The 17,056-nt window shown below is 26.4% G+C and carries 20 protein-coding genes; 1 reads left to right on the top strand and 19 read right to left on the bottom strand.

Annotated elements, in window-relative coordinates; translation table 11 throughout:
- Positions 1 to 5: 5 nt before the first annotated feature.
- Positions 6 to 3,416 carry a DNA polymerase III subunit alpha gene (gene dnaE / locus BQ2505_RS01340; RefSeq protein ID WP_074016030.1) on the top strand — a complete coding sequence of 1,137 codons (3,411 nt, stop codon included), beginning with the start codon at positions 6 to 8 and terminating at the stop codon, positions 3,414 to 3,416.
- Positions 3,417 to 3,581: 165 nt separating this feature from the next.
- Here dnaE and rpmF read toward each other — a convergent pair whose 3' ends face one another.
- The 19 genes from rpmF to BQ2505_RS01240 all read right to left on the bottom strand — a co-directional run bounded on the left by rpmF (position 3,582) and on the right by BQ2505_RS01240 (position 17,042).
- Positions 3,582 to 3,761: a 50S ribosomal protein L32 gene (rpmF, locus tag BQ2505_RS01335; RefSeq protein ID WP_074016029.1), complete on the bottom strand. Its 180-nt coding sequence runs from the start codon at positions 3,759 to 3,761 to the stop codon at positions 3,582 to 3,584.
- 230 nt (positions 3,762 to 3,991) lie between these two features.
- Positions 3,992 to 5,086 carry a redox-regulated ATPase YchF gene (ychF, locus tag BQ2505_RS01330; RefSeq protein ID WP_074016028.1) on the bottom strand — a complete coding sequence of 365 codons (1,095 nt, stop codon included), beginning with the start codon at positions 5,084 to 5,086 and terminating at the stop codon, positions 3,992 to 3,994.
- A gap of 31 nt (positions 5,087 to 5,117) precedes the next feature.
- Positions 5,118 to 5,873 carry a triose-phosphate isomerase gene (gene tpiA, locus BQ2505_RS01325; RefSeq protein ID WP_074016027.1) on the bottom strand — a complete coding sequence of 252 codons (756 nt, stop codon included), beginning with the start codon at positions 5,871 to 5,873 and terminating at the stop codon, positions 5,118 to 5,120.
- Between the two features lie 25 nt (positions 5,874 to 5,898).
- Positions 5,899 to 6,501: a chemotaxis protein gene (locus BQ2505_RS01320; protein WP_074016026.1), complete on the bottom strand. Its 603-nt coding sequence runs from the start codon at positions 6,499 to 6,501 to the stop codon at positions 5,899 to 5,901.
- 9 nt (positions 6,502 to 6,510) lie between these two features.
- Positions 6,511 to 7,152: a ComF family protein gene (locus BQ2505_RS01315; RefSeq protein ID WP_074016025.1), complete on the bottom strand. Its 642-nt coding sequence runs from the start codon at positions 7,150 to 7,152 to the stop codon at positions 6,511 to 6,513.
- On the bottom strand, positions 7,127 to 7,354 hold the full coding sequence (locus tag BQ2505_RS01310) for a zinc ribbon domain-containing protein (protein WP_074016024.1): 228 nt from the start codon (positions 7,352 to 7,354) through the stop codon (positions 7,127 to 7,129). Before BQ2505_RS01310 ends, BQ2505_RS01315 begins: the two co-directional genes overlap by 26 nt.
- Positions 7,338 to 7,697 carry a YraN family protein gene (locus BQ2505_RS01305; RefSeq protein WP_074016023.1) on the bottom strand — a complete coding sequence of 120 codons (360 nt, stop codon included), beginning with the start codon at positions 7,695 to 7,697 and terminating at the stop codon, positions 7,338 to 7,340. Before BQ2505_RS01305 ends, BQ2505_RS01310 begins: the two co-directional genes overlap by 17 nt.
- The gene (locus tag BQ2505_RS01300) at positions 7,694 to 8,302 is read right to left on the bottom strand and encodes a ribonuclease HII (RefSeq protein ID WP_074016022.1); all 609 of its coding nucleotides are present in this window, start codon (positions 8,300 to 8,302) and stop codon (positions 7,694 to 7,696) included. The genes BQ2505_RS01305 and BQ2505_RS01300 overlap by 4 nt, the downstream gene beginning before the upstream one ends.
- A 25-nt stretch (positions 8,303 to 8,327) precedes the next feature.
- On the bottom strand, positions 8,328 to 9,284 hold the full coding sequence (locus BQ2505_RS01295) for an RluA family pseudouridine synthase (RefSeq protein WP_074016021.1): 957 nt from the start codon (positions 9,282 to 9,284) through the stop codon (positions 8,328 to 8,330).
- 65 nt (positions 9,285 to 9,349) lie between these two features.
- A complete protein-coding gene (ybaK, locus tag BQ2505_RS01290; protein ID WP_074016020.1) occupies positions 9,350 to 9,835 on the bottom strand; it encodes a Cys-tRNA(Pro) deacylase in 486 nt (161 codons plus the stop codon).
- 25 nt (positions 9,836 to 9,860) lie between these two features.
- On the bottom strand, positions 9,861 to 10,661 hold the full coding sequence (locus BQ2505_RS01285; protein ID WP_074016019.1) for a PrpR N-terminal domain-containing protein: 801 nt from the start codon (positions 10,659 to 10,661) through the stop codon (positions 9,861 to 9,863).
- A 227-nt stretch (positions 10,662 to 10,888) separates the two neighbouring features.
- Entirely contained in the window at positions 10,889 to 11,422 is a 534-nt protein-coding gene (locus BQ2505_RS01280; protein WP_074016018.1) for a membrane lipoprotein lipid attachment site-containing protein, read from the bottom strand.
- Positions 11,423 to 11,425: 3 nt separating this feature from the next.
- Complete coding sequence (locus BQ2505_RS01275; protein WP_074016017.1) at positions 11,426 to 12,274, bottom strand: hypothetical protein; 849 nt, start codon at positions 12,272 to 12,274, stop codon at positions 11,426 to 11,428.
- A 67-nt stretch (positions 12,275 to 12,341) separates the two neighbouring features.
- Positions 12,342 to 12,848, bottom strand: coding sequence for a hypothetical protein (locus BQ2505_RS01270; protein WP_074016016.1), 507 nt, complete (start codon positions 12,846 to 12,848; stop codon positions 12,342 to 12,344).
- Positions 12,848 to 13,972 carry a hypothetical protein gene (locus tag BQ2505_RS08790; protein ID WP_074016015.1) on the bottom strand — a complete coding sequence of 375 codons (1,125 nt, stop codon included), beginning with the start codon at positions 13,970 to 13,972 and terminating at the stop codon, positions 12,848 to 12,850. Before BQ2505_RS08790 ends, BQ2505_RS01270 begins: the two co-directional genes overlap by 1 nt.
- A gap of 685 nt (positions 13,973 to 14,657) precedes the next feature.
- Entirely contained in the window at positions 14,658 to 15,326 is a 669-nt protein-coding gene (locus BQ2505_RS01255; RefSeq protein ID WP_074016014.1) for a hypothetical protein, read from the bottom strand.
- Complete coding sequence (locus tag BQ2505_RS01250; RefSeq protein WP_074016013.1) at positions 15,313 to 15,543, bottom strand: hypothetical protein; 231 nt, start codon at positions 15,541 to 15,543, stop codon at positions 15,313 to 15,315. The genes BQ2505_RS01255 and BQ2505_RS01250 overlap by 14 nt, the downstream gene beginning before the upstream one ends.
- Before the next feature lie 349 nt (positions 15,544 to 15,892).
- Positions 15,893 to 16,561, bottom strand: a complete 669-nt coding sequence (locus BQ2505_RS01245; protein ID WP_074016012.1) for a hypothetical protein — start codon at positions 16,559 to 16,561, stop codon at positions 15,893 to 15,895.
- Positions 16,548 to 17,042, bottom strand: coding sequence for a hypothetical protein (locus BQ2505_RS01240; protein ID WP_074016011.1), 495 nt, complete (start codon positions 17,040 to 17,042; stop codon positions 16,548 to 16,550). The genes BQ2505_RS01245 and BQ2505_RS01240 overlap by 14 nt, the downstream gene beginning before the upstream one ends.
- Positions 17,043 to 17,056: the final 14 nt, after the last annotated feature.

Below are 17,056 nucleotides of genomic sequence, written 5' to 3'. Positions count from 1 at the left end.
AGATTATGAGTACATCAAATTTTGTTCATTTGAATTTACATACTGAATACAGTCTTCAAAATGGAGTAAACAGTATTGATAGCTTTTTAGACAAAGCTGAAAAACTTGGTATGAAAGCTCTAGCTATAACAGATTATGCCAATATGTTTGGTGCTATTGAATTTTATCAAAAAGCAAGAAAAAAAAATATTAAGCCAATTATAGGTATTGAAGTTCCTCTTTACTATTCAGAACAAGGTGAAATCTATACCTTAACTTTACTTACAAAAAATTTTAATGGTTATAGAAATTTAGTAAAAATTTCTTCTGAAATATATAAAAATAGTTCTAATGGAAACCTAAAAGTAAATATTGATATTCTAAAAAAATATAATCAAGATATTATAGCACTCTCATCTTCTTTAAGTGGAGAAATTTCACAAGCCATATTAAAAAAATTACCTGATGAAACACTAATAAAAATTATTGAAAATTACCAAAATATCTATGGTAATGAAAATTTTTTCTTAGAAGTTCAATCTAATGAACATGAAGAGCAAAAAATAGTTAATGAAAAATTATTTGATATTGCTTCAAACAATAATATTAACTTAGTTGCTACAAATAATGTTTACTATATAGAAAAAAATGGATATGAATTACAAGATATAATTATATGTATCCAATCTGGAGTTAAAGTTAAAGATAGAAATAGAAAAAGATTTTTTTCAAAAGAACAATACTTTAAATCTGAAGAAGATATGAAAAATTCTTTTGATGATAAATTTCTAACTGCTATTAAAAATACAGTTATGATTGCTGAACTATGTAATTTAGAAATAGAATTTGGGCACTTACAATTTCCTTATTATATTGTTCCTAATGAATATAAAAATATGGACGATTTTTTAAGTAAACTTTGTCATAGTAATCTAAAAAATATCTATAAAGAAAATCTTACTAAAGAAATTGAAGAGAGATTAGAGTATGAACTTTCAGTAATATTTAAAATGGGATACTCTGGATACTTTATTGTTGTTTGGGATTTTATTAAATATGCAAAAGAAACTGGAATCCCTATTGGACCTGGTAGAGGTTCTGCTGCTGGTAGTTTAGTTGCTTATTGTCTAGGTATAACTATGATAGACCCTATAAAATATAATTTACTCTTTGAAAGATTTTTAAATCCTGAAAGAATATCTATGCCAGATATAGATATAGATATTTGTCGGGAAAGAAGGGGAGAACTTATAGAATATGTAACTAATAAATATGGTCGAAATAGAGTTGCTCATATTATAACTTTTGGTAGAATGAAAGCTAAAGCTGCCATAAGAGATGTAGGAAGAGTTCTTGATGTAGATTTAAAAAAAATTGATAAACTTGCCAAACTTCTTCCTGCTAATCAGGCTTTGGAAAAATCTTTAAAAGAGGAAGTTGAAGTAGCTAAACTTTATACTACGGATATTGAATTACAAAAAGTTATAGATATCTCTATAAAAATAGAAAATAAAGTTCGACACACATCTACTCATGCTGCTGGAATATTAATCACAAAAGAAAATCTTGATGAAACTGTTCCAATTTATTTAGATGAAAAAGAAGGAGTTATTGCAACTCAATTTCAGATGAAGGAATTGGAAGAACTAGGGCTTTTAAAAATAGATTTTCTAGGATTAAAAAATTTAACAAATATACAAAGAACTGTTGACTATATAAAAAAATATAAAGATGAAAATTTTAGCCTATACGATGTTCCAATAGATGATAAAAAGGTATACGATATGCTAAGTTTAGGAGATACAACTGGTGTTTTTCAATTGGAATCTAATGGTTTGAGAGCAATAATTCAAAGATTAAAACCTAATAAATTTGAAGATATTGTTGCACTTTTATCTTTATACAGACCTGGACCTCTTCAATCTGGAATGGTCGATGATTTCATTGATCGTAAAAATGGGATTGAAATAATTGAATATCCTCATAAGAACCTAGAATTTATTTTAAAAGAAACTTATGGGGTTATTCTTTATCAAGAACAAGTTATGAAGATTGCAAGTTTCATGGCTAATTATAGCTTGGGAGAAGCTGATCTTTTAAGAAGAGCCATGGGAAAAAAGAATTTTGAAATAATGCATGAAAATAGAAATAAATTTGTATTAAGATCTGTTGAAAATGGTTATAGTAAAGAAAAAGCCGAAGAAATTTTTGATTTAATTGATAAGTTTGCAGGTTATGGCTTTAATAAATCTCACTCTGTTTCTTATGCTATGATTTCATATTGGACAGCATACTTTAAAGCTCATTATCCTCATTATTATTATGCTGCTCTTTTAACTTCTGAAATTTCTGAAACAGGAAATATTGCATATTATTTTAACGATGCTAAAGAGCATAAAGTTAGAATATTTCCACCTAATGTTAATAGACCTAGTATTTATTTTGACATTGCAGATGATGGTATTACCTTTTCTTTAGCTGCAATTAAAAACTTAGGAATCAATATAGTTAAAAGAATAGTTGAAGATTTTGAGAAAAATGGAAAATATACAACTCTTGATGAATTTGTTAGAAGAAACAAAAAAAACTCTGTAAACAAAAAATCTCTTGAAGCTTTAATTTTATCTGGTGCACTAGATGAGCTAAAAGGAAATAGAAAAGAAAAGTTTTTATCAATAGATAAGGTTATAGAGTATACTCAGAAAAATTTAGTAGCATTTGATGAAATACAACAAATGAATTTATTTGGTGCTGCTCATAAAACAATAGATAGTTTTTCTCTAAGTTCATCTGAAGATTTTTCTCTTGATGATAAATTAAAGAATGAAAAAGAATTTTTAGGATTTTATATAAATTCTCACCCACTAGATAAATATAAAAATTTAGTCAATCTATATTCTTTAGATACTACTAACAAATGTAAAGAAATCTCAAATGGAAAAATAAAGACATTTGGCATTATTTCAAACCTAAAAAAAAGTGTTACTAAAAATAAAGAAAATATGGCTTTTTTTGATTTAGATTGCTATGATGTCCCTATTAATTGTATTGCATTTCCAAAAGTTTATGAGAATTATTTATCAGAATTTATTGAAAAGAATGTTGTTTTAATATTAGGGAATATTCAAATTGATAATTACAAAGGTAGAGAAACTAAAAAAATTATTGTTAATAAAATTATTTCTCTTAAAGATATATTTAATCTTAACGAACAAACTTTGTATATCATGCTAAGAAGTCCTAATATCCAAGATAAAATTAGTATTTTAAATGATTTATTAAAACAGAATAAAGGAAAAACTAAAGTAGTAATTTTTCAAAACAATAAAAATAACAAGTATATTTCTAATGAAAGAATCAATTTATCAAAACAATTCCTTTATGATTTAATTCGTCATGTTGGAATTGAAAATGTAAAAATTTCAATAAAAGAATAAAATAAAAAAGTCTCTAACGTCCGTATTAGTTCGAAGAGCCTGTGTTCATTGAGCTCGTAGAACTCATACGGCTGTCAAGAGACCAATTTTTATATTAAATTTATACTTTCCTATAAAAAAATAAAAATGGTGTTGATTTCTCAACACCATAATTTATTTATTATATTATTCAGCTGTTTCTAAAACTTGGCTTCCTTTGTAATCTCCACATTCTAAACAAACTCTATGTTGTCTTTTAGGAGCTCCACATTTTTCACATGTTACTAAACCAATTGAAGTTAATGCATGATGAGATCTTCTCATATTTTTTTTAGCTTTAGAAGTCTTTTTCTTAGGTACTGCCATTTCTTTCCCTCCTCTTTGTCCCTGTTAATTATACCATACTATAATACAAGATTTTTTGTTTTATGTCAAGTAAGTTTTTTTGACAAGCATCTTTTTCTGTTAATATTAATAAATTCTCTTGATAGCCGTATGAGTTCTACGAGCTCAATGAACATAGGCTCTTCGAACTAATACGGACATCAGAGACAAATTTTAGTTATTTAATTTTATACTTTCCTTATAAATTAATCTTACACGTTAAATAAAAATTCCATTAAATCTCCATCTTGAACTATATAGTCTTTTCCCTCTAGTCTTAAAACTCCATTTTCTTGAGATAGTTTCCAACCAGAATTTTTAATAAAATTATCATAAGATACAACTTTGGCTCTTATGAAACCTTTTTCAAAGTCTGAGTGAATTTCTCCAGCAGCTTTAGGAGCTGTATCTCCAATTCTTATAGTCCAAGCTCTAACTTCTTTTACACCTGCCGTAAAATATGTTTGTAGCCCTAGCAATTTAAATCCTGCTCTTATAAGTCTATTCAGTCCAGCTTCTTTAACTCCTAAAGTTTCTAGAAATTCTTTTTTACTTTCTTCGTCCATCTCTTGTAATTCAGCTTCAACTTTTGCCGAAACTATAACAACTTCTGAACCTATTTTTTCTGCATATTCTTTAACTAAATCTACATACTTATTTCCATTTGCTAAGTCATCTTCAGCAACATTGGCAGCAAATATCATGGGCTTTAAAGTTAATAATTGATAATTCTTTAAAATTTGTTTTTCATCATCTGTTAAATCTAAAGTTTTTAAAAGTTTAAACTCTTCCAAATGCTTTTTAGCTTTAGGTAATACAGTCATCAATTCAACAGATTCTTTAATTTTATTTCTTGCTAACTTCTCATGTTTTTCTATAGCTTTATCGACAGTTTCTATGTCAGCAAAAATTAACTCTGTATTTATTACTTCTATATCACTTAAAGGATCTACTGTCCCACTTACATGAATTACATTTTCATCATCAAAACATCTTACAACTTGACATATAGCAGAAGTGGCTCTTATATTTGATAAAAATTTATTTCCAAGACCTTCCCCTTTTGAAGCTCCTTTTACTAATCCAGCTATGTCTACAAATTCAACAGTTGCTGGGACTATTCTTTCTGGATTTATAATTTTTGCAAGTTCATTTAATCTTTCATCAGGAACAGTTACCATTCCTACATTTGGCTCTATCGTACAAAAAGGATAGTTAGCTGCTTCTGCTGCTCCTGCCTTAGTTATAGCATTAAATAAAGTAGACTTTCCAACATTTGGTAGACCTACAATTCCGATACCTATCATCAGTATTTTCCTCCAACTTAAATTTTATTTTTTATTTTCCTGCTTTTATTATTTCAAAGAAAGAATCTGCTTTTAAAGATGCCCCTCCAACAAGTCCTCCATCTATATCAGCTTGACTCAATAAGTCTTTTGCATTTTCTGGTTTCATAGATCCTCCGTATTGGATAGTTATTTCTTCAGCAACATCTTTACCAAACATTTCTGCTAATACATTTCTAATTTCTTTATGAGTTTCTTGTGCCATTTCTGGAGTTGCAGTCTTTCCTGTTCCTATTGCCCATACTGGTTCATAAGCAACTATCACTTTTTTAGCTTCTTCTTGACTAAGACCTGCAAGCCCTCCCTTAATTTGTCTTGTATTAACATCTAAAGTTTTTCCACTTTCTCTATCTTCTAATTTTTCTCCTATACAAAAAATTGGAGTCATTCCATACTCAAGTACAGCTTTTACTTTTTGATTGATAAATTCATCAGTTTCCCCAAAATATTCTCTTCTTTCTGAGTGTCCTAATATTACATATTCAACACCAATATCTTTTAACATTTTAGGAGAAACTTCTCCTGTATAAGCTCCTTCTTCTTTAGGATAAACATTTTCAGCAGCAATTTTTACATTTGATCCTTTAACAGCTTTAACTGCATCAGATAAGCAAGTAAAAGGTGCTCCTATTACTATATCCACAGTGCTCACATCTTTTGTTAAATCTTTTAATTGTGTTAATACTTCAACAGCCTCTTTATTAGTTTTATACATTTTCCAGTTTCCAGCTATAACAGTTTTTCTCATTTTTTCCTCCTAATTTTTCTTTATATTAAAACAATATTTTTTTATTTTCTTCTTCTTCTAATATAGTATTTTTATAGTAATCTATATTTTCACAAAAACTCTTCAAAATATCTGAAATACAAATATCTAAATTTAAAACATAGCCAATATAATCGTTTTTTTCTTTTAGCTCTAACAATACTTCTACTTCTTCCCTAACAGTGAATAAAATTTCTTCTAAATCTGAAAAAGGAAAAGTATAAGTTTCAGTTAATAAATAAATTAAGTCTGCAAACCAAACTAAAAAAGCATTTGTTTCTTCTATGTCAAGCATTGAGATTTCTTCATTTTCTTCTAATAATTCTTGCAAATTATTTTTTACTTCAAAAAATGTTTTTGTATATTCTTTCAAATTTTCAAGTGATTCCAATGTTAAATCTACATATGACTTTGTTTCTACTTCTATTATATTATTATCTTTAGTCATATCTATGACTACACCATCATACAACAAAGTTCCATTTATTGAAATACTTTTTATTATTTTTTCTTTTTTCTCTAGAGTTTTATTTATAGATTTTAATATTTTTTCAAAATCTTTAGTCCGTTTTCCTAATCTAGTTTTTTCATTATCTATATAAATATCCATTGTATCTCCTTAAATAAAGTGTTTTGATATAGCTATTGAAAATATAACTATCTCAACCCCCTCATTATTACTTTTTATTTCCTTACTTATTTCATTAATTGTAGCTCCACTAGTTACAATATCATCTACTATTAAAATTTTCTTATTTTTCAAATTTAATTCTATTTTAAAAGCATTTTTTATATTTTTTTCTCTCTTTTTATAGCTATCCAAAGAATACATATGCTTAGTATCTTTAACTCTCTCTATTTTTTTATAAGTTATTTGAAGAGTAGATAAAAGATAATCTATTTGATTAAAACCTCTTTCTAATTCCCTATTTTTACTTACTGGTACTGGAATTACAACATCTATATTTTCTTTTTCTATTAATTCTTTTAATGGTTTCTCTATTAAGTATGCTAAATCATTTACCATCGTTTTTCTATTTCTTAATTTATAATCAGATATAATTTGTCTTATTGCTTTATCGTAGATATAAACATAGAAAAAGTTGTCTTTATTTTTCAAGCTTGAATTTTCTTTTAATTTTTTTAAACAAGTATAACAGATATACCCATCTCTGTCTAATTCTTTATGACAATAAGAACAGTTATTATCAAAAAATATATATCTTAATACTTTTTTAAAAACTTCCCTCCAACTTAACATCAGCATCACACTCTTTTTTTATACTATCTTCATCAACAACTTTTGCCGAATAAAATTCTGTATATCCACAGTTTAAACAAGTTTTAGCATAATATACATTGAGTTCTATTTTTATTTTATTTTTTCTTTTTTCCGGTAAGATAATACTTTTCTCATCACATTTTCTACATCTACATTTAGGACAACTAAATTCCAATTTCATCACCCCATGTAATATTCTTTATCCAATCTAGCTCATCACCCAAATAGCTCATACAATCTATTCTAATGAAATAATTATTATATTCTTTTGACTGTAAATATAATTCAGCTAGTCTAAATATTTTTGTAATCTTTTTCTTATCCACAGCTTCATAGCCATAACCATAAACTTTGTTTTTTCTATACTTTACTTCAATAAATACAATATAATTTTCTTTTTTAGCAATTATATCAATTTCACCATATCTATTTTGATAATTTCTATCTAATATCTCATATCCACTATTTTTGAGAATTTCAACACTTTTATCTTCGTATTTATCCCCTACTTCTCTTTTATTCATAGTATTTTTGTTAAAAATGTTTTCCTATGAACATCTTTAATAACTCCAAATTTTTTAATTGCTTCTATATGAGCTTTTGTACCATAGCCCTTATGTTTTTCAAATTTATAATCCGGATAAATACTTCCTAACTCTATCATAATTCTATCTCTTGTTACTTTAGCAATAATAGATGCTGCTGCTATAGATAGGCTTTTACTATCTCCTTTTACTATTGGATTTTGCATATCATGATACTCTTTTATTTTAAGGTTTCCATCAACTAAAACAGTATAGGCATTGCTTTTGTTTATCTCTTTTTTTAATTCTTCTATAGCTTTTCTCATTGCTAAAAAATCTGCATTTAATATATTAATCTTATCTATCTCATCAACATTAGATATTCCAACTGCTACATAGAAATGTTTTTGTATTATCTCAAATAACTTTTCTCTTTTTTTTTCTGTTAACTTTTTTGAATCATTTATTTCATCTAATTCCTCTGAATAATCCTTTAAAAATACTGCAGCTGCTACAACAGGTCCAGCCAGTGGTCCTCTCCCAGCCTCATCTACTCCTATAACATTTTTATATTCTAAGTCAAATAAATATAATGGATTATCCATATTCTCCTCCAAAAAACTAAACCTTTTAGTTTTCTACAACATATCTCTGTATATTAAATTTTAATTTCTCAGCTATTTCAATAAAATCATCAAATAACTTTCCTTTAAAGCTATAATTCTTATTATCTAAAGGATTTAAAAAGTCAAGTTTGTATGCATGTAACATCTGTCTTTTAGCATTTTTATCTGCACTTCCATAAACAGAATCTCCTAGTATAGGGTGATTTAAACTTTTCATATGAACTCTTATTTGATGAGTTCTTCCAGTTTCTATAGCAACTTCTACTAAGGAATATCCCTGTACCTGTTCCACAACTTTATAATTTGAAATTGCAATTTTGCCATTTTTTTCAACAATTGCCATTTTTTTTCTATTTTTACTATCTCTTCCTATTAAATTCTCTATTCTTCCTGTAAGATTTTCTTCAGAAAAATTTCCTTTAACGATACAAAGATAAGTTTTATGTATAGTTTTATCTATAAACATAGAAGCTAGTTTTGCATGGGCTATATTGTTTTTTGCAACTATTATAAGTCCACTGGTATCCTTATCCAATCTATGAATAATACCCGGTCTCATATGCCCATTTAAAGAAGATAAATTATTTTTTGCATAATAAAGTAAAGCATTTACAAGAGTTCCATTGTGATTCCCATAAGCTGGGTGTACAACCATTCCATATTTTTTATTTATTACTATAAAATCTTCATTTTCATAGACTACATCTAACTCAATATTTTCTGGTTCAATATCTATATCTTCATCTTCAGGAATGGAAAGTTCAATTCTCTCTTTCGTTTTTATCTTTTTCCCACTTTTAGTTATAACCTTGGAATTAATCTTTGCAAAACCTTCATTTATAAGTTTTTCTATATAAGATCTTGTGGCTTCCTCAATCTGTTCTGCTAAGTATTTATCTAATCTAAAGCCTTCAAAATTTTCATCTACTTCAAATTCAAAAATTTCTTTTATATTTTCCATATTCCTCTTCCCAAAAATGTTATTGTTAGCCTTATTATTTATATTTACCTATTTTATCATATTTATTATATAATTTCTATATTTTCTATAATATCTGCTACGACTAACTTTAAATAATCTATTAATATTTTAGATTCAATTTCTATTTGAAGACCTCTCATTCCACCACTTACCAATATCTTATTATTGTCTAAAGCACTTTCATGAATGTAGGCTTTATGTTTCTTTTTTATTCCAATAGGAGAACACCCCCCTCTAACATAACCAGTTAAACTTAGTAAATCTTTTACATGAACCATTTCTAATTTTTTGCTCCCAGAAATTTTTGCTAATTTTTTTAAGTCTAGTTTTTCCATTCCTGGTATGCAAGCAACTATCATTTCTTTTTTTTCATTTAATAGAACTAAAGTCTTAAAAACTCTAGTTATATCTTCATTTGTTTTTAATGCCACACTCACAGCATCTAAATTATTTTCATCTACTTCATATTCTCTAACACTATGCTCTATCTTGTGTGTTTCCAACTCTCTGATTGCATTTGTCTTTTTCATTTTTTCCCTCATTATTTACTATAACTTACTCTATTGTTATATTAAATTTTTTCAATTTTCTCCACAATGTTGTTCTACTCATCCCTAAACTTTCTGCCGTTTTAGTTAGAGAAAATCCATTTTTCTTTAATCCATCTATCAATTTATCCCTTTCAACATCGTTCATTTGAACTTTATCCAAAACATTTCTTTCTAATTTACCTTCAGTTTCAAGGTAATTATTAATTAGATTTTCTATATTTGATAAAACTTTTCTTTTTAAGCTTTGAATTTCCAGACTCTCAAGCATTTGTCGTGCTAACTCTATATACATTTGAACTGAATCTTCGGATATTGAAACCTCACATGATAGTAATCCATATTTATTTGCATATCTTTGAGTAAGTACATTTCCTATTAAAATTTCATAATTTTTTCTTTTTAAATCTTCTACTATTTTTTCACATTCTTCTTCACTAGAAAAATTTTTAAAAACTATATTTTCTGAAATCATTTTTGATAATGATATAAGACTTGCTGGATATTCAATATAATCTACAAAAGCCACCTTTTTATTTTTTATATTTATTTCGCTTAAAAGCTCTATATAATCTGAAATATTATTCTCTACACATAATATTGGAACATCTATCTCTTCTTCAATTTTCATTTTTATTGCTAATTTTGTTAAAATAATTTTCACTCCATTTTCAACTATTTTTTTTGCTTCTTCAACAGAGTTATTCAAAGATGTTTCAACTACTAAAATTTCATCATCATCTAAATATTTTTTTATATTTTCTACTATCTTTTTACCAGAAACTAAAAAAGCTATTTTCTCTTTCATATTTACTCCTATTTTAATTTTGTTTCATTTTTGTTGCTTTTAATTATATCATATAAGTTTTTAAAAAAATAGAGTTTACTAGATACCATTTTCATATGAACTACTCTATAACTATCACAATATAAGGTTTATTATCTTCATCTAATTTTATATTATGAAAAACAGAAACTCTATCTTCTAACTTATAAATAGCTTAAGAATTAGTTTAAGCTCTTTGAAAAAATTATTTATTTCATATTTTTCTTTTTCCACTTTCTATATTCATCTATTGTTCCATTAAATAATAATTTTTTTGTATCTTGATTTAAGGTATCTAAAATTTCATTTATACTATATACTTGTACATATCTTTTAAATTTAAATGGAGGTATATTAATTCTTTTTCCATTTTCTAATTGAATTTTTCCTATATAAATAGTAAATGTATCACTATTTATTTTTATTCCCTGACTTAATATTTCTAAATTACTGCTTTTTTCTTGATTTTTTATTTTATATTTTTGCTCTCCTTCTATTATAATTTCTGGTTCTAAAAATTTTATTCCTTTATTAGTTGTCTCTTTTCTTTCAAATAATGAAATATAATCTAAATATGAGTTTAAATCAGAATTATTTTGTACATTTCCATGAAGTTCTATTGTTTCATTAATTATTTTTTCATTTTGACCTATTGTAATTGGATAATAATTGTTCCAAACTTTAATAGATGTACAACTTGTTAATATAAAAATTACAACAAATAAAAATATTAATTTTTTCATTTTTTACCTCCTTGAATTATAATTAAATTTCTTGTCTTTATCTATCATTTCTTTTATGATAAATGTAGTATTAGGAATAGGGTCTTTATTTTTATCAGTTTTCCTTTTATATGTTCTAGTTTCTTCATCATATTCATAATCTTTAAGATTATAGTTAGCAACTGGATGATTTTTCCCGTTTGAATTAGGTCTATTCCCTAAATATTTTGGAACTGGGTCATCTTCATTTACTTGTGTACTAAAATTTATTAATGGAAGTGCTTTCCATTCTTTTTTTCCTTTATTTTCTTCATTTAGTCTTTTTTTCATTAAATTTATAAAAGTGAATTTTGAATTTAAATCATTAACCATATTTGGTGTTATTGCAATTCCAACTAAACTTGAATTTTCTAAATTATATGCTAATAATTCTTTCCCTTTATCACTCTTATATAATGAATTTATTGCTGCCTTATATCTTATTGTTCCTTGACTATGAGCTTTAAAATTTTTCATTATTTCTGGCTTTTCTTTGAATATTTTCTTTACATCATTTCCAGCCCAATTAAGTCCTAATTTATTCCCAAATAATCCAATCCCTGCTTCTATTCCATCTACTACTATGCCGTTAGTTGGATTAAATACTCCAACTCTTTCTACTGTTTCTCCTCTTCCTATTCTTCTCATTTCATCTTCTGTTAGTGTTCCTGCTGCTAGTCCTTCTACAAAATCTCCTTTACTATTTCCTACTCCATTCATATATACTTGTGCATTTGGATTATTTCTTTTGACTTCTTCGTAGCCTTCATCTGTATCTAAGAAATGTATCATTGCTGCTGCTCCATATATTGAACCTTGGCTATACCAATTCATCGTATTTAATTCTTTAACAAGTAACCTAAGAAAATTCTTAGGCTACCTATAAAAAATTAATTATTTCTTATTTCTTTTGCTTCTTATAATCTTCAACTGTTCCACTAAATATTTCTTTTCCTCTTCCTCCTGCATTTATTGTATCTAAAATTACACTATATCTTTCTACATATACTGTCTTCTTAAATGAAAGTGGTGGTATATCTATTATTGTTCCATCATCTAACTGTACTTTCCCTATATAGGCTTTAAAATCATCTCTTATTACTACTCCTTGTTTATATATATGTATATTTTCCGAATTAGGAGTGGTAGCTATAATATACTCTTTACCATCACTTACTATTTTTATTGTTGAAGATAATATCTTAACATCATGAGGTTTTTCAGAAGAATCTCTTTTATCATATATCCATATGTAATCTAAAGGTGAGTTTTCTTTTTGATCATCTACTAAACCTGTTGATATAGAAATTCTACTATTATTATAATTTACCGAAGTAAACCTATACACATGTAATATACATGAAGTAAAAACTAATAAAGACGTTAAACTTATTAATATTTTTTTCATTATTTACCTCCATACCACTTTTTTTGAGCTCTTTTATCTTTCCATCTTTCTATTATACTTCTCATATCTTTTCCATCCATTTCGCCTATCTTATAGTTATAATTTGGTACTGCTATTTCTTCTTCCTTACCATTTCTCATTATTTTAATTGTTTTTCTTTTATGTATACTTGATTCTTTATCAAGTTTATAATTATCATCATTATACCCAATATTATCATGTTTATGTCCATTTGTGTTTATTGGCATTCCTTGAGCTGCTATAGATGATACCCAGTCTCCTATGTTTCTCATATAATATAATTGTGCTCCTGTATTTAGTTCTTTCATCCTTTTATCTAATTTTCCATAACCTAGTGCTGTTATTGCTATTCCTTTTATACCTACTGTTCCTAGATTTTTTCTTGCTATTGCTTTTCCTTCATCTGTATCTAAGAAATGTATCATTGCTGCTGCTCCATATATTGAACCTTGACTATGCCAATTCATCTTTTCCATTATCCACGGATTATCTTTAAACATTTTTTCTAGTTTCTTTGCTCCCCAGTTTTGATTTCCTAGTAAACCTCCGAATTTTGTTACTAACGTTTCTGTTGCATCTACTAAAAGACCTCCACTTTCATTATGAATCACTACTGATTTTATTGTCTTTCCTTCTAGTAATGCCTTATTTTCATCTGCTGTAATTGTTGAAGCTAATCCTCCTGCTATTGCCTCCATTTTATTATTAAATACTCCATTTAATGTTACTACTTTTCTTACATCTTTTTCTACTGTTTCGCCAGGTTTTAATTCTCTTGTTTTTATACTTAATAATGGAGTTCCATCTTTATCAAATATTATATTTCCTTTTTTGTCTTTCATTATTCCTTTTTCTGTTAGATATAATTTTTGTGTTCCATCAAAATAACGAATTTTAAATTTTTGTAATTGTCCTGCTATACCTCCACCATATTCCTTTGTTGGTATTAAACCTATAAATTTATTACCTAAATTATGATCTAGTACTTTTTCTACCTCAAATATAAAGTTTGACATACCATTAGATAGTTTATTCTCTAAATCATACTTTCCACCACTCATCTTATCTAAATCACTACCTAGACTCTTTCCATATTCTCCCATTATATCTGATACATCACTCCATTTTCTCCTATTATCTTTATACTCAATTCCAACTGTTCCAACATTGATATCTCTAGTTACTATTTGAGCCTTACTTTCATCTCTATTGATGTTTGGATTAACTGTATTTTCTCCAACTATTATTGTTCCTGCTCCTATTGTAGCTCTATTTATTTGTTCTCTATCTGTTGCTCCATAGTTTGCTCCAATAGACTTTGATATATTCCATTCAGCTTTATCATTTTTACTAAATGAAGCACTTCCATTAATACCAAAGTTATATCCTTTATCCTTATCATAAATATCTGAATATTCTAATTCAGCTGTTCTTAATGTAGTATTTCCTCCTCCTATTACCGAACCTATTAAATTTGTTTTTTCTTCAACAGTAATATTCGCACTATTCTTTCCAATTATTGAACTTTGTTCATTTACCCATGATTTATCTTTTCTTCCGTATTCTACTCCTGCTCCTACAGATGAATTTCCAACTGAAATATTGAAACCGTTATGTCTTGATTTCTCTTTATCTTGTAAACTTTCAAGATGTAAATTTGCTACATTTATATTTACATCATTGCCTATAATATTTCCACCTTTTATAGCAAAATCTTGTCCTTTAACTTTAATTTCTTAACAAGTAGCCTAAGAAAACTCTTAGGCTACCTATAAAAAATTAAATTATTTATTTTTTTATAATTTTTAAATTACCATAATTTTTCTCAAGATTATTATACATTTTTTTCAAAGTATTTGGATCCTTTGGATAATCTTCTGCCCAACCTCTATAATACACATCATAATTATTCCCATTTATGTCATTTACAAATCTTCTAAAAATAGTTTTTTTAAATAATATTGGTGGTATTTTAGTTCTTGGTCTTATTATTTTTCCATCTGTATCAATAATTTCTATTTCTCCTATATCTAATATATATTCATTATACTCTGTATTTGTTATTTCTATTGGTAAATCATAGAAATAATTATTATCAGAATATTCTCTTATTTTTTCTTTAGGCATTATGTATTCTTTTCCATTTACTGTCATTTTAAAGTCATTATAAAATTTTATTTCATAATTTTCATCACCTCCTTTAAGGGCGTATATTCGCTCATCATTTATAAATCGAATTCCATATTTATTATTTATTATATTATCCATTTTATCTATATCTTCTTTAGGTATTCCCATTCTATTTATCTTACCATCCTCTATTATTGCATAAGCATCTATATAAGTTCCAGTTAAAAAATGTGGTTTAAATAATCCCCAAAAATTATTACTAGAACAAGCACTAGTAGTCATAATTAAAATAATCGAAATTATAAATTTAAAACTATTTTTTATCATTTTTATCAGCTCCTTTATTTATTGTTGGATTATATTTTTCTTTATCAAAATATTCTTTTGGATTAAATAATCTTAATATTTTATCCACTCCTATTAATGGTAATTGCCATGTTCTATATTTTATTTTTGTAGTTATTTCTTTTAATACTCCTTCTCCATATTTTTCTTCTATATATTCCAATCCTGCTCTCCATTGTATATTTCCTTGACTAAACATTGTAAAATCATCTATTCTATCTCTATTTAAATATATTGTTTCTCCAACTTCTTTTGCTGCATTACTATATATTTTTCTTCTCCCTTTTATTCCAAACTTATCATAAGCACTTTCAACTAAATCACTCCAATTCCCATGAGTCTCATTTTGAAATAATATAAATTCTTTCTTTTCTCCATTTTTTAGTTCAGAATATTCTAATTCACCTGTTCTTAATGTGGTATTTCCTCCTCCTATTACTGAACCTATTAAATTTGTTTTTCCTTCAACAGTAACATTCGTATAACTTTAATCTCTTAACAAGTAGCCTAAGAAAATCTTTTAGGCTACCTATAAAAAATTAAATTATTTATTTTTTTATGATTTTTAAATCACCATAATTTTTCTCAAGATTATTATATATCTTTTTCAAAGTACTTGGATCTTTTGGATAATCTTCTGCCCAACCATTATAATATACATCATAATCACTTCCAGTTATATCATTTACATAAGTTCTATTTATGGTTTTTTTAAATAATATTGGTGGTATTTTAGTTCTTGGTCTTATTATTTTTCCATCTGTATCAATAATTTCTATTTCTCCTATATCTAATATATATTCGTTATAGTTTGTAGGTGTTATTTTTACTGGTAATTCTAAATCATAATCGTCTACTGAATAGCTTATTTTTTCTTTAGGTATTATGTATTCTTTTCCATTTACTGTCATTTTAAAGTCATTATAAAATTTTATTCTATAATTTTCACCACCTCCTTTAAGAGCATATATTCGATCATCATCTATAAATCGAATCCCATATTTATCATTTATTATATCATTCATTTTATCAATATCTTTCTTAGGGATTCCCATTCTATTTATTTTTCCATTTTCTATTATTGCATAAGCATCTATGTAAGTTCCAGTTGAAAAATGTGGTTTAAATCCCCAAAAACTTTTGCTATTACTAGAACAAGCATTAGCAATTATGACTAAAATAGTCGAAATTATAAATTTAAAACTATTTTTTATCATTTTCATCAACTCCTTTATTTATTGTTGGATTATATTTTTCTTTATCAAAATATTCTTTTGGATTAAATAATCTTAATATTTTATCCACTCCTATTAATGGTAATTGCCATGCTCTATATTTTATTTCTGTAGTTATTTTTGTTCCAGCTGTATAACTACTATGTGGCTCCCATATACCATATTTTATACCCTTATTTATTTTATCTTGTAGATTTTTATCTCTACTAACTATTGACATTCCATTAAATCCAACTGCATTTGCTACTATATCCAAATTATCATTTTTTATCTCTACATTTGTAGAATTAGGATTTTTTATCATTTCTTTATTTCTCAAAAACATTATTAAATCTTTTGCGTTATATGGAGAACCTAATGAATGATATCTCTTTGTTGTTATTTCTTTTAATACTCCTTCTCCATATTTTTCTTCTATATATTCCAATCCTGCTCTCCATTGTATATTTCCTTGACTAAACATTGTAAAATCATCTA

Source organism: Fusobacterium massiliense (genome assembly GCF_900095705.1).
Classification (GTDB): Bacteria; Fusobacteriota; Fusobacteriia; order Fusobacteriales; family Fusobacteriaceae; genus Fusobacterium; species Fusobacterium massiliense.
The sequence above is the reverse complement of the archived record's forward strand: the minus strand, read 5'-3'. Positions and strand labels throughout refer to the sequence as shown.